Raw genomic sequence first — 12,419 nt, forward strand, 5'->3', positions numbered from 1 at the left:
GCACCGAGATGGTCATGCCCGGCGACAACGTGTCGTTCGGCGTTGAGCTGATCGCACCCATCGCGATGGAAAACGGCCTCCGCTTCGCAATCCGCGAAGGCGGCCGCACCGTCGGCGCCGGCGTCGTGTCGAAAATCATCGAGTAATCACGGTAGGCCGGGCTTCAGCCCGACGCACCGTTGAACTAATGAAGGCCGCCCCAAATCGGGGCGGCCTTTTCTTACAGTGTTGAGAATAAGCACTTTTTGTGTCACTCTTATCCTGCTAATCGCTTGAGAAAGCCTAGATTTCGGCGGAATTGATAATGTTTTTGAAGTCAAAGAGTTGGCAGCCAAAGCCCGTTGGACTTGTCGGCGACGGGGATGAAATAGACTTACTCGGAGACTTTGAAGCCGCCTTTCAGATTACTTTCTCTGAGCAAGATGCAGAGAGCCTCCTGAATCTCGGAGATGTAAAAAGACTTATATGTTCCAAACTAACGGTTGATCGCGATATGCAGACTAAGTGTCTTGGGGCGATGGCCTACTACAGATTGAACCGTGCTATACGCGAAACTGGTAAGACTCCCCCAAAGACCTTTTTCGCAGCCCCAATAGATCTAACTCCCAAGGAGTTCCAAAAACAGCTCGAAAGCGTGAGCGATTTGAAGTTAGATTTTTTAACGCGGCCTAGTGCCTGGGTGGTTGCATTAGCTTCCCTGCAATTTGTTTCCTGGACCGTGGCACTGTTTTTGTTTTCCGGGTTCAATGCCGTTCTGGCAGTCATTCTAATTTTTGGCCTAACGCATACCCTTTGGCGTTTTGCAGCGAATTCCGACGGTTGGGTCTGGCAATTTGAAGGAAGTTTCGAAGATCTTTGCAATAAGGCAGTTGAGACCAATTTTGGAAAGCTAGTTTCGCTAGGTGGTAGATGGAGTGACGCCGATGTTTGGAAATGCATGACATCGATTGTTGAAAGCAATACGGGATTTCCTGCAAATCGGATGGAACCCAGCTTGAGGCTTATCTAGGAAAAATGCATCTGTGGAGAGCCCTAAAGGCCTAGGATTTTCGCCTCCCCTTTTGCCTGTCCCCACTGCCGCCGCGCAAGCACGTTATCTCTCGGCTCGACGTCTGCCCTCAAAGGCCAATGGTTCAGGTGAACCCTGGACTTGGCAGAATCGAAAAGATATCTCATTATATTCAAAACAAAAAATATAAACGAAGCGAATATTGAGGTTCCTAGAAAAGCTGCAGGCCAAAAAAGCTGTCTGTTATTGGGAGGAACACATGATCCGGTTACTCGTCTCATCCGCGTTGAGTCTTGTCTTTGCTTTGTCTGCATCTGCAGATGGCGTGCCCAGCCCAGAGGCTGCGGAAGGGACCTTTCCTGAAAAACCGTTTTCTCCTTATGCGAACCGGACGATTCCAGAACGACCGCTGTGGGGGGATACGCATCTTCATACCGGGTTGTCGCTGGATGCTGGTGCTTTTGGGAACACTTTGCTTCCTGACGAAGCCTGGCGCTTTGCCAAAGGGGAACAGGTGATATCCTCGACAGGGCAACCGGTCCGGCTGGCGCGGCCCCTGGATTGGATGGTTTTGACCGATCACACCGACCTTATGGGGTTTGCTCCGGATCTTCAGGCGGGCAAGCCGGGTGTGTTGTCTGATCCCAAAGGGCTTGAATGGTATGAAGGCTACAAGGCTGGAGGCGACGCCGCTGGGCGGGCGGCCTTTGACATCATCGGCAATTTTTCCCAGGGAACCTTGCCCGAAATTCTGCTGAATTCCTACAGCCCCGGTGCGGATGCTTTTGCGTTCACGTGGGAACATATCGTGATGGCGGCGGAACGTCACAACGAACCTGGCCGTTTCACCGCATTCATAGGATTTGAATGGACTTCGGTGCCCAAGGGCTTCAACCTGCATCGCAACGTGATGTTGCGCGATGGACCGATCCGTGCGTTGAAATTTGTACCGCCCGTCACTCAACCTCCTTTTGGAGATACAGATCCGAAAAGCCTCTATGCGTGGCTCGCGCGTTACCAAGAGGAAACCGGTGGTCGCGCAATCGCTTTTGCCCATAACGGCAACCTCTCGAACGGCTGGATGTTTCCAACGGAAGACACCTATCACGGTGGCAAAGTCGACGAAGATTATGTGTTGAACCGGGCAAAGTGGGAGCCGCATTACGAGGTTACCCAAATCAAGGGCGATGGTGAGGCGCATCCATTCCTGAGCCCTGATGACGAATTTGCAGATTACGAAAACTGGGACGTTGGCAACCTGGACATCACCGAGCTGAAAACAGATCAGATGCTGGCGGGTGAATACGCTCGCGAGGCGCTTAAGCGCGGTTTGATGCTGGAAGAGAAATTTGGTGTAAACCCTTATAAATTCGGCATGGGGGGCGCAACGGACAGCCATACGTCTTTGGCAACTGCAGAAGAAGACAATTATTTCGGCAAGAGTGTCAGTGCAGAGCCGTCAGCAACCCGTGTCCTGCATCCATTCGTAAGCAGCGATCTTGGCGCCTTTGAAGGGCACACTCTGGTTGCTTCCGGCTACACCGCTGTCTGGGCTACCGACAATACCCGATCAGCCATTTTCGACGCGTTCAAGCGCCGCGAGACCTATGCCACGACCGGCCCGAGGATATGGTTGCGTTTCTTTGGTGGCTGGGACTTTGACGAAAATGACCTGCAAACGCGGGCCGTCGCTGATGTTGGATATGTCAAAGGCGTTCCAATGGGCAGCGATTTGCGCAAGCGGGAGGGCGATGGCGCGCCCAATTTCCTGATAGCGGCGCTGCGCGATCCAATTGGGGCAAACCTCGACCGCGTTCAAGTGGTGAAGGGCTGGTTGGACGCTGACGGAACTCTGCAGGAAAAGGTCTATGACGTCGCATGGTCTGACGGTCGCGAGCCTGATGGTAACGGAAAAATTCCCGAGGTTGGCAATACGGTGGACATTGAGAGCGCAAGCTGGACCAACAGTATCGGCGCGTCCGAGTTCGTTACTGTGTGGAGCGATCCTGACTTCGATCCTTCAGAACGGGCATTCTACTATGTGCGGGTGCTCGAAATACCAACACCGCGCTGGGTGGTTTACGACAAGCTGCGGTTTGGTATTGAGTTGCCTCCCGAGGCGCAACTGACCCATCAAGAAAGAGCGTATTCCTCGCCCATCTGGTACACTCCAGACTCAGAGTGATCCTTGGGTGGCGGTCTTGTGTCTACGAGGCCCCGCCGCTCCAGGGTTGGCGGTCTACCATCCTGTCGGCCTCAGCCGTAATATCGTTCATATGCTGCTCAAGGCTCAGACGCAGGGCCTCGATCTGCTCTTCGGTCGCTTTACGTGGAACCGTTTCTGTCCATTCGCGACAAAGGAATACGCCTTCGTTCTTCCAAGGACGAGGCATCAAAAGATGGTCCCATGTGCCCGCTTCGCGGCCATGGCGCGCGGAATAGGTAATACCGAACACCCGTTTACCTGAGGTGCGCGCCCAGATCAGAGGCACGGTCGAAGCAATCCGTTCAGGTCCGCGCGGTCCGTCGGCGGCAATCCCGATGGAGATCCCCTGTTTCATCTTTCCCAAAACTTCGCGCGACAGCGCGACGTGGCGCTTGTGGCTGGACATGGCGATCGTATCCATGCCGAAAAGCTCTTGCACACGACCAACCATGCTACCGGCGCGCGCGGCCGAAGTGATCGAGCAAATGCGCCCCTTGTCCAGCGGAAAGAAATAGGGCGACTGTGCCAGCCGTTGGTGCCAAAGCACAACGATCACAGGTTCCCCCTGCGCGGCCAACTGATCCAGCTCTTCATAGCCGATGCGTTGCCAGTGTGTGTTGCGATGGACCAGCCGGATATACCACGCAATACGCCGTGCGACCCAGTTCAGGACGGCTTCACTATCGGCGATCTTCTTGCGCAGGTTCAAAACGGGCTCCTTACGTCAGGCAAAGCCGCTCATAATACACACGGGGCCAAGTGCAAACCGTTTGTCTTTGATAGAATGTGAAAAAGGCTCTTGAGTCCGCTGCGCCGCTGGCATATCTGAGGGCGCACCACAGGGGTATAGCTCAGTTGGTAGAGCGACGGTCTCCAAAACCGTAGGTCGCGGGTTCGAACCCTGCTGCCCCTGCCAAAAAAATCACTGCTATTGATGATATCGCGCGATTGGGTGCAAGAATCAGGAAGCGTTTTCTGCAAAAAGCGCCTGATGAGGGTGGAACTATCACGCTGGTTAGCATGCAGCATTGGATCGGGTTACAAGTCCTGCTTCACTTCCACTAACCGACAATGAGGTGGGAGTGGCAGAAAATCCTGATCCTTTGCATTGTTACGGTCATGGTAGCAAGCAACCACTGAATTGATCCGGCGACGATAGAAAAAGCTGTGGCCTGATTTCGATGGGCAGGGTCAACATCATGAGGCTGTCGAACTCAATGGCTTACCGTCTACCGGCAACCCAAACCCTTGTCGCGATTGGTTAGAGACCAGTCATGTAGCAACGGTCGAACTGTACGATTCAGATCAGGCTAGCCTTCGGGAGTTAGACAGCCACTGTCAGTAATGGCTTTCAGGGCCGCCTCACCATGCGATTGCGTCATATATCGTGACCAGCCCATTCGATAGGTGTAACCGTTTTGCGCCTTATTCAAAAACAGCGCAACGATATCACCACTTGCATCAATCACGAACAATCGGCCTCGGTTTTCCTCTTCAAACACCAAATGCCCTGATGGCGTGAAATCTTGTAAGCCCTCCGAAATCGTTCCGGAGTTCACAGTTTCCATGACATCACGATAGGGAAAACTCACTGTGTCGGTCGCAAAGTCGTAGACTACGGTCTCGCTTACGCCATCGATGCGGGCACCCAGACCGCTGTCATAGGCATTGTTGTTGAAAATCGCGATCCGGCTTTCATCAAGGATGTCCACGTCATGCTGAGATTGCCAGGGTCCAGATTTAGACCACACGATTTGACCGGTCGATGGGCGGTAAAGCGCAACCAATGACGGGCTGCGAAAGCTCAGGAACAAATCACCCTTGCGCCAATATGGTCCATCGAACATGGCTGGTTCGATATCATTCAAATGAATTGGATCTTTGTAAAAATGAGCTGCCGGAAACATCAGGTGGCGCAGGCCATTGTTGTCGAAAATGTCGATCATTGACTGCAGAAACACCACTTCGCCGTCTGCAGACACTCTGGCCAATGCATCATTTGTGAACTCACGGGACAAGTTTTCTTGATCTTCAAGGATGTAACTTGGAATCCAGTATCCCCCTTCGCCATCTGGTTCCGTGGAATGGTGGAACAGATGTATGTCCTCGAACCACTTCAGATCCCCGCAGGCCGATATCAGAAAAAGCGGCGATTGGTGGTCTTTCAATAAAAGCTCGCCATTTGCGTTCAGATACGGGTGGATGAAGCGGAAATATGCGTTGTTCCAAAGCTCGTACTGCGCCGTACCTTCAAACTCTGCCTTTCGGGTGACATTAGACAGCAAGGCTTCCGGGTCTGGCCGCCAGCTATGAACCACCTCTCCCGTTTTCAACGATACCAGTTCGATGACGTGTCTCGATTGATCACCATCGTATCGACTTAACAGCAGAAAACCGTCCAATCCATCTGTGCCAGGGTCTTTTTGCCACGACCAGCCGCCTTGCTGATCAGATCGCTGTGCGAGCCAGGCGATCATGGTGGAGTCGCTTTTGCCTAAAGTCTTCAGTAACTGCCGCGCGTTTTCAGGAATTTCAGCGACCGCCAAGGCAATGTCACCAACCGCGCCAAAATGATCACCGCCCAATTCTTCGTTTCCACGCTCTTCATCAAGGACGATTGCACCAAATATGACGGTCCCGACGCAGCCGGCGATAATGAAGAGCCCCAACACCCAGAGCTCTACTTTCTTGAACAGTAATTTCTCCACTTGCGTTTCCTTAAAGCTTTGATGCGATTAATTCATTCTTCATTTAGGTGTTTCCAATGTCAGAACCCGTCAACGGAGCGCAACGCGTTGAAGATGCGCATCGCTTCGGCAACAAGGTCCTGGTCGACAGGTTCCACTTCTTTTCGTGGGATCGGTCGCATTTCGGTCATGTCGAGCATAGGCAGATCCAATTTCTTGGCCAGTTTACGCTGAACCGAAGGATCAGTTGCCAATTTCTCAATTTCGACCACGGTGAGATTTTCCGCACTGATTCTAGAGATATGGCGGTACGCGTCGATCCAGACCTGCAACCAGTAATCCATCGTATTCGGATCTCCGTCCGGCGGCGTATCAAATACAAATGGCCGATGGGTGCGCCCGAATTCGTGATGGCCCAGCCAGTCCATGTAATCAGCAGTGAACGCATCACAATCTGCAAAGCGTCTGTGTTGGCGCAACAGACTGTTGGCATGTTGCAGGGGGTCCCTGATCGGAACCAAAAAATGCGCGGCCGGATAGGCGAGCGTCAGAGTCTCGAGCCGCAGAATATTATTGTTGTTTTTGGACAGATACCGTGTTTTGCCTCGCCGCTTCAAGATCAGGGCCATATAGTCAGTAAAGCCTGATACAACATCGCTACTGGGCGTATGGAGCAATAATCGGTCGGGCCTGATATAGGCCTCGCCATCCTGAACACGCCAATACACTTCGTCAAAGGCCTCGGGGCTTTCCGCATTTACCTGGATACCGTCCCCATGTGCCCGTTCGCGTAACGCTCCAGGATCAGATTGGCCCCGCAATCGCGACCATAGATTAGGGGCTAGAACGAAAGGCATGTCGGAATAAGTGAGCGTTCCGAACTGCCCCGTCAGATGAAGATCACGCAACAGAACCGTCGTACCTGCCCGCGCCAGCCCTGCGATAAAAACATGGGGTTGACCGGAAATATCCGGAGCAGATTTAAGAAACGCGCCTCGTTCGATATCATGTACCATCTCAGAGACAAACGGAACGCCCAGAACCATCTTGTGTAAGAAGCGATCGAGCGCTGAATAGTCAGAGTTGACACCGGCGGCTGCATCAGAATAACGCGAGGCCCGCGCCCGCAAGCTTGCGTAGCCACCGCACAGGACTGTCAGGCCCAGCATCACCCGCCAATCCAGCAACCGAGCCATCATTCCGTTTTCGGCCTCCCCAGGCCACACCAGATCCAGCAGCAAGAACGGAGAAAAGGCAAGAAGCAGCCATGCGAACGCTTTTATCGACGTCAGTCCCATGCGCAGGGCATAGATCGGCAGCACACGCTCTTTCCAGTGGTCGGAAATTGACTTGCACGACACTGTTTGTACGGCCTTGCCAGCCGTCGCCGTGATAGTGCGCACCGAAGCAACCAGAGGTAGTCGCATGAGCAATTCGGCGACGACCAAACCGCATATCCCCAGGACTATCAAATCCATCAGGACGACTTTTCAGTTTCCCCGTCTGCGCTAGCTTTGGCGCGTCGTCTCTTGAGCATGCGTTTGACAGGGTAATAGAGAATAGCAAAAAGCGCCAATAAAACTGAACCGATGACTCCCAGGACAACGCCCAACGCCCCAGCGCCCAGTCCCGGTCCAATATAAGCAAATGCCGCTTGTGGAAAAACGATTGCTAGGGAGGCAATCGCCATAACTTTTAAACTTAACATTCTCGCACCCAACAAAAAAACATAGTCTCATTTATTACATGAATATTGGGACAAATACTACGCGAAAGAAGCGACCGATTGGCTATCCGGCACCGTCAACAGCGCTGAGGCTGCTCAACTGCATACCTTAAAAGCAAGGGCTTCTTCGTCAGTTTTTGCTACCTTCTAACGAGTGATGTGCACGCTTCAAAGCCGATTGAATGGGCCAAACGACGCTTAGGAGTTCGGTGCGTCATGCGCTGCAACGCAACTATTAGTCGGTTTTCTGGCATAATAGGGTAGTGGGTGACAAAGAAACGGCATCTTCAGAATGTTGTCCGATAGAAAGGTGAATGAGTGTTCGAAGGTAGTCCGGTAAACTTGGGAGCAAGCGCTGGCTCGTTTCAAGGCTTTGTACCCCTTCTCCAATAATCTCAGTTGTCCAAGAAGAATTCATTTGTCCGAAATCGGCAACAATCTGGTAGGTTGGGTCGATTTGATAAGAGAGTGTTGACGTTGCTCTGGGGTCCGGGCCGCGCAACTCTAGAATCTATTACTATTTCTTTCTGTCGACTGGAGTGCGATCAACCCTGGCTTAGCGGAGCCATTGCCGAGTTCAAACCAAGTCGGGCGAATGGAACTAAGGCTTCAGGAGAACTCGCGCGGTGTCTGCCTACCAACTACGCGTTTGGTCAGTTGGTGTTGTAATCGACCCTCCATGTTTCGATGGGCCTCGGCCAGATCGTTGAACATGCATTCGTTGCGGTGTTCGTCGCGGAGCCTGCCATTCAAGCACTCGACGGAAGCGTTCCGTACGGGCATAGCACATGTGATAGAATGCCGGCTGATGCCGGTATCCTAGCACCATCAAAGGACGTCGTAAGATGTCATCTCCGTCTCGTTGTCGATTACAAGGGGCTTGCTGCGCAGAATCACAACCTCGCGCACTTTCAAGACCCGCTTGTTGACGCGCAATACAAGGCTTCGTGCAGTTGCATCGCAGAGCTCATGGCCATTATCCTTGGACTAACGTCAGCGGCCTTACTTTCAATCAGACGAAGATTCAATTTTGAGCGATAGCCAAGGATACGTCTTTACATCTTGAGTTATGCAAAACTTGTAAATACATAAGCTTAGATATGAACTTGTATTTGTAGATTTTAGAGCCCACGAACTCCAAAACCGTAGGTCACGGGTTCGAACCCTGCTGCCCTTGCCATTTCAATGAAATTGTTCCTTCTACGCAAGAAACCGTGATGCAGCGCAGATGGTATTTTGCTTGACGTGCAGGTAAAGAGTAAAAAGTCTGTTTGGACAACAGACTATGGCGCGTGGTTTTCTGATAAGGCACAAAGCTTGCGGAAAACCCGATCGGTCGATCTGCGATCGGCGTCAAAGGGGACTTGGGGAGAAATGACAGACATCATCTCATTTCTGAACGACAATGGGCTGGGCAAATTTGCTCCGGTCTTTGCGTCCAATGAGATTGAGCTTTCCGATCTGACCTATCTGTCCGAGCACGATCTGATCGATATGGGGCTGCCGCTGGGCCCGCGGCGCCGCTTGATGGCTGCGTTGGGACATTCGGGCTTTGCTATGCCAGCAGCACCGGTGCAAGGCAGTGGCAAAATCGTCGCGGAACGCCGTCAGTTGACCGTGATGTTTGTTGATCTGGTCGGGTCGACCGCCTTATCCGAACAGTTGGACCCCGAAGATCTGGGCGAGCTTCTGCGCAGGTTCAAAGAGACTTGTACGACCTCGGTGGCTCGTTTTGGTGGTCATGTGGCCAGTTTCATGGGTGATGGGGCGATGATCTATTTCGGCTATCCCCACGCGCTGGAAGATGCGGCGTCGCGCGCTGTTCATGCGGGTCTCGAGATTCTGGAGGGGCTGGGCCGCATCGAGGGTGAGACCCCGTATCGGGCCCGCATCGGTATTTCGACCGGGTTGGTTGTGGTTGGCACCATTCATGGCGAAGGTCTGCGGGAACATGATGTGGTCATGGGGCGCACTCCGAACCTGGCGGCACGGCTGCAAACACTGGCTGAACCCAATACGCTGGTCATCAGCCCGTCGACCCGTCGACTGATTGGGAATGCGTTCGAGCTTCAAGACCTGGGCAGCTTTGCTCTCAAAGGGTTTTCAGAGACGGTTCAGACCTGGTCCGTCATTGGTCAGGCCAAATTGGAGCGGCGTTTCGACGTCACATCTGAAGCAGGCGCAAGCAGGTTGGTTGGGCGGCAGACAGAGTTTCGAAAGTTGCTGTCGAGATGGGAGCAAGCCAGGGAAAGGGCTGGTCAGTCGGTCCTGATCTCGGGCGAGGCGGGGATCGGCAAATCGCGCCTGATCGAAGGGTTGGGCCAGCAGATAAAGGATAAGGAAGTTCTGCGGCTAAACTTCCAGTGTTCACCGTTTCACGCAAACAGTGCCCTTTACCCCATTATTCAGCATCTTGAACGGGCGGCAGGGTTTACGACTGCGGACAGCGATGCGGAAAAGCTTGAAAAGCTGTCGCAGCTTCTGCGCAATCAGTCGCCTGAGCATCTGCGCCTGATCGCGGATTTGCTAAGCGTAGATGCGGACGACATTTTGGGGCCACTGGACCTGCCGCCACAGGCCAAGCTTGAAATGACGCTTGAGGCTGTTGTCGAGCAACTCGTAACGATGGCGCATGAAAGGCCTGTTCTACTGCTGTTCGAAGACGCGCATTGGGTCGACCCTACGACACTGTCGCTGACCGACCGGGTGATCGAGCGTATCCGGGATTTGCCTGTTCTCATCGTTGTCACGGCGCGGCCCGGATTCGATCCAGGTTGGGGACATCACCACAACACGCTTCATATACCGCTCAAACGTCTGACCAATCGCGATGTGGCGGATATCGTAACGGATGTGGCGGGTGGAACATCGGTTCCCGATGCAGTGTGCGATCTGATCGCCGCGAAAACGGATGGCATTCCGCTTTATGTTCAAGAAGTCACACGCGGCCTTTTGGAATCGGGTCAGTTGCGCTTGACGGATCAGGGCTATGCGCTGCGCGGCCCCTTGCCATCGCTTTCGGTTCCCAGCACGCTCAAGGATTCGCTCATGGAGCGGCTTGATCGCCTTGGAACCGCGAAAGAGGTGGCGCAGACCGGCGCTGTTTTTGGGCGTCAGTTCTCGATCGCTTTGCTGACATCGGTTTCGATCCTGTCACCGTCGGTGCTGCAGGCGGGGCTGGCGCAGCTGGCCTCGGCCGGAATCGTTATGCAGGTGCCAGAGGGTGACGAGGACGAGTTCATATTTCGTCACGCGCTGATCCGCGACATGGCTTATGACAGCCTGCTGCGCACCGAACGTCAGATGTTGCATGACCGCGCAGCAGAGGCGCTGATCGAGCTTCGCCCGCAAATGGTTCAGACCCAGCCAGAGGTTCTGGCTCAGCACTTCAGCCTGGCCAATCGCAAGACCGATGCGGTGCAACATTGGCAGATTGCGGGGAGGCGGGCCATCGAACGTTCGGCGTTGGCAGAGGCGTTGGCACATCTGTCGACCGGTTTGGAACAGCTTGCGACACTTCCCAAGAGCAGGGATCGGGATGTGCAAGAGATCGACTTGCAGGTGTTGCGCGCGGGGGTGTTGCGGTCGACCGAAGGTATTGCAGGTGATGCGACGGGCGACGCCTATGGCCGTCTGCGCGATCTGTGCAACCGCGTGGAAGAGACTGAGCGTTTGTTCCCGGTTCTGAATGGCCTTTACGCCTTTCATCTTGTGCGCGCCGAGTACCGGAAGGCCGAGGTCGTTGCGGCACAGATCCTTGAGTTGGCCGCTGAGACCAAGCAGACTGAACACTGCATGGTTGGCCATCGGGCCATGGGGGCTGTGCAGTTGCATCTGGGGAATTTGAACGAGGCGTGTCGCCATCTTGAACGGGCTTTCGAGCTTTATGATTTTGAACAACATGGCAAGCTGGCTTACGTCTATGGAACCGACCATGCGGCGATAACCGCAGGTTTCCTGGGTATGTGTTATTGCCTTATGGGGCGTCCCGACGCGGCGCGCGATGTGCAAAACAAGGCTCTTAGCTGGGTCAAAGAGTTGAACCATGCCCACAGCATCGCTCAGGTTCTGGTCTACATTTGCAAATCCCACCTGCTGATCAGAGATATCCCGGCGTTTCAGGAAGCGTTGCAGCCTCTGCGTGCATTGACCGAAGAGCATTCATTGGTGTTTATGGCAACCGTCGCGCGGTTTTGGGCCGCGTGGAGCGATGCGCTCACCCATCCCAGCCCAGAAACCGTAGCGCAGCTGGAGCAAGCAGCCCGGGATTGGTGGTCGGCCGGCGCGGGTAATTACAAAAGCTTTTTCCCATCGATAATTGCCGAAGCCCACACACAGATTGGAGCACATGACGCCGCCCATGCGGCCTTGTTGCAGGCTGATCATGCTCTGGCACAGTCAGATGAAAAATGGGGTATGGCAGACCAATTGCGCATTCAGGCACAGCTGGCCTCGGAAACGGGTCAGGATCCCGAACCTTTGCTGCTAAGGGCCATTGAGATCGCCCAAAAGCAAGGCGCACACTTATACGAATTGCGTGCGGCGGTCGATCTGGTAAAAGCGCGCCAGATCAGTGGAAAACCTGTCGGCAAGGCGTTGGAGCAGGTTTTGGAACGGTTCGATCCGGATACTTCTTTGCACGATCTGAAAAACGCGCGCGCTTTGTTTGCAACGATGACTTGACCGATGGGGTCAATTGCTGCCAGCTTGTCTGCGGGCAGATTGGGGTTGATACCTAAAATCTAAAATATGCGTGCGAAATCTGGTGGTTTCGCGCTGTGATCCTGCACG

At 53.8% G+C, this 12,419-nt stretch carries 7 protein-coding genes, 1 tRNA gene and 1 pseudogene; 5 read left to right on the forward strand and 4 right to left on the reverse strand.

Translation table 11 applies throughout. The features are described 5' to 3' along the window. The 3 genes and pseudogenes from tuf to GOV38_RS09625 all read left to right on the forward strand — a co-directional run. A pseudogene (gene tuf / locus GOV38_RS09615) lies at positions 1–146 on the forward strand (elongation factor Tu); the annotation flags it as partial. 158 nt (positions 147–304) lie between these two features. Next, a complete protein-coding gene (locus GOV38_RS09620) occupies positions 305–1,009 on the forward strand; it encodes a hypothetical protein (protein WP_171210020.1) in 705 nt (234 codons plus the stop codon). Positions 1,010–1,268: 259 nt separating this feature from the next. Beyond that, positions 1,269–3,194 carry a DUF3604 domain-containing protein gene (locus GOV38_RS09625; RefSeq protein WP_171210019.1) on the forward strand — a complete coding sequence of 642 codons (1,926 nt, stop codon included), beginning with the start codon at positions 1,269–1,271 and terminating at the stop codon, positions 3,192–3,194. A gap of 22 nt (positions 3,195–3,216) precedes the next feature. On the opposite strand, the gene GOV38_RS09630 is transcribed toward GOV38_RS09625, so the two are convergent. Beyond that, positions 3,217–3,924 (reverse strand): lysophospholipid acyltransferase family protein, encoded by a 708-nt coding sequence (locus tag GOV38_RS09630; RefSeq protein ID WP_171210018.1) that lies wholly within the window; start codon positions 3,922–3,924, stop codon positions 3,217–3,219. Between the two features lie 131 nt (positions 3,925–4,055). Here GOV38_RS09630 and GOV38_RS09635 point away from each other — a divergent pair. Next, positions 4,056–4,131, forward strand: a tRNA-Trp gene (locus GOV38_RS09635). 394 nt (positions 4,132–4,525) lie between these two features. Here GOV38_RS09635 and GOV38_RS09640 read toward each other — a convergent pair. From GOV38_RS09640 to GOV38_RS09650, 3 genes are read right to left on the reverse strand one after another with little or no spacing between them, the layout of a single operon-like run. Further along, a complete protein-coding gene (locus GOV38_RS09640) occupies positions 4,526–5,923 on the reverse strand; it encodes an arylsulfotransferase family protein (RefSeq protein WP_171210017.1) in 1,398 nt (465 codons plus the stop codon). A 59-nt stretch (positions 5,924–5,982) separates the two neighbouring features. Beyond that, positions 5,983–7,380 (reverse strand): sulfotransferase, encoded by a 1,398-nt coding sequence (locus GOV38_RS09645; protein WP_171213002.1) that lies wholly within the window; start codon positions 7,378–7,380, stop codon positions 5,983–5,985. Next, a complete protein-coding gene (locus GOV38_RS09650; RefSeq protein WP_254430638.1) occupies positions 7,380–7,610 on the reverse strand; it encodes a hypothetical protein in 231 nt (76 codons plus the stop codon). Before GOV38_RS09650 ends, GOV38_RS09645 begins: the two co-directional genes overlap by 1 nt. A 1,392-nt stretch (positions 7,611–9,002) precedes the next feature. Here GOV38_RS09650 and GOV38_RS09660 point away from each other — a divergent pair. Further along, positions 9,003–12,311: an adenylate/guanylate cyclase domain-containing protein gene (locus GOV38_RS09660; protein WP_171210014.1), complete on the forward strand. Its 3,309-nt coding sequence runs from the start codon at positions 9,003–9,005 to the stop codon at positions 12,309–12,311. Positions 12,312–12,419 lie beyond the last annotated feature (108 nt).

Source organism: Ruegeria sp. HKCCA5839 (genome assembly GCF_013035585.1).
Lineage (GTDB): Bacteria > Pseudomonadota > Alphaproteobacteria > Rhodobacterales > Rhodobacteraceae > Ruegeria.

Excerpts from the sequence above, each read along its gene's own strand:
- GOV38_RS09620 (WP_171210020.1), top strand. The coding sequence starts at position 305 with ATGTTTTTGAAGTCAAAGAGTTGGCAGCCAAAGCCCGTTGGACTTGTC.
- GOV38_RS09645 (WP_171213002.1), bottom strand. The coding sequence starts at position 7,380 with ATGGATTTGATAGTCCTGGGGATATGCGGTTTGGTCGTCGCCGAATTG.
- GOV38_RS09660 (WP_171210014.1), top strand. The coding sequence starts at position 9,003 with ATGACAGACATCATCTCATTTCTGAACGACAATGGGCTGGGCAAATTT.
- GOV38_RS09625 (WP_171210019.1), top strand. The coding sequence starts at position 1,269 with ATGATCCGGTTACTCGTCTCATCCGCGTTGAGTCTTGTCTTTGCTTTG.
- GOV38_RS09650 (WP_254430638.1), bottom strand. The coding sequence starts at position 7,610 with ATGTTAAGTTTAAAAGTTATGGCGATTGCCTCCCTAGCAATCGTTTTT.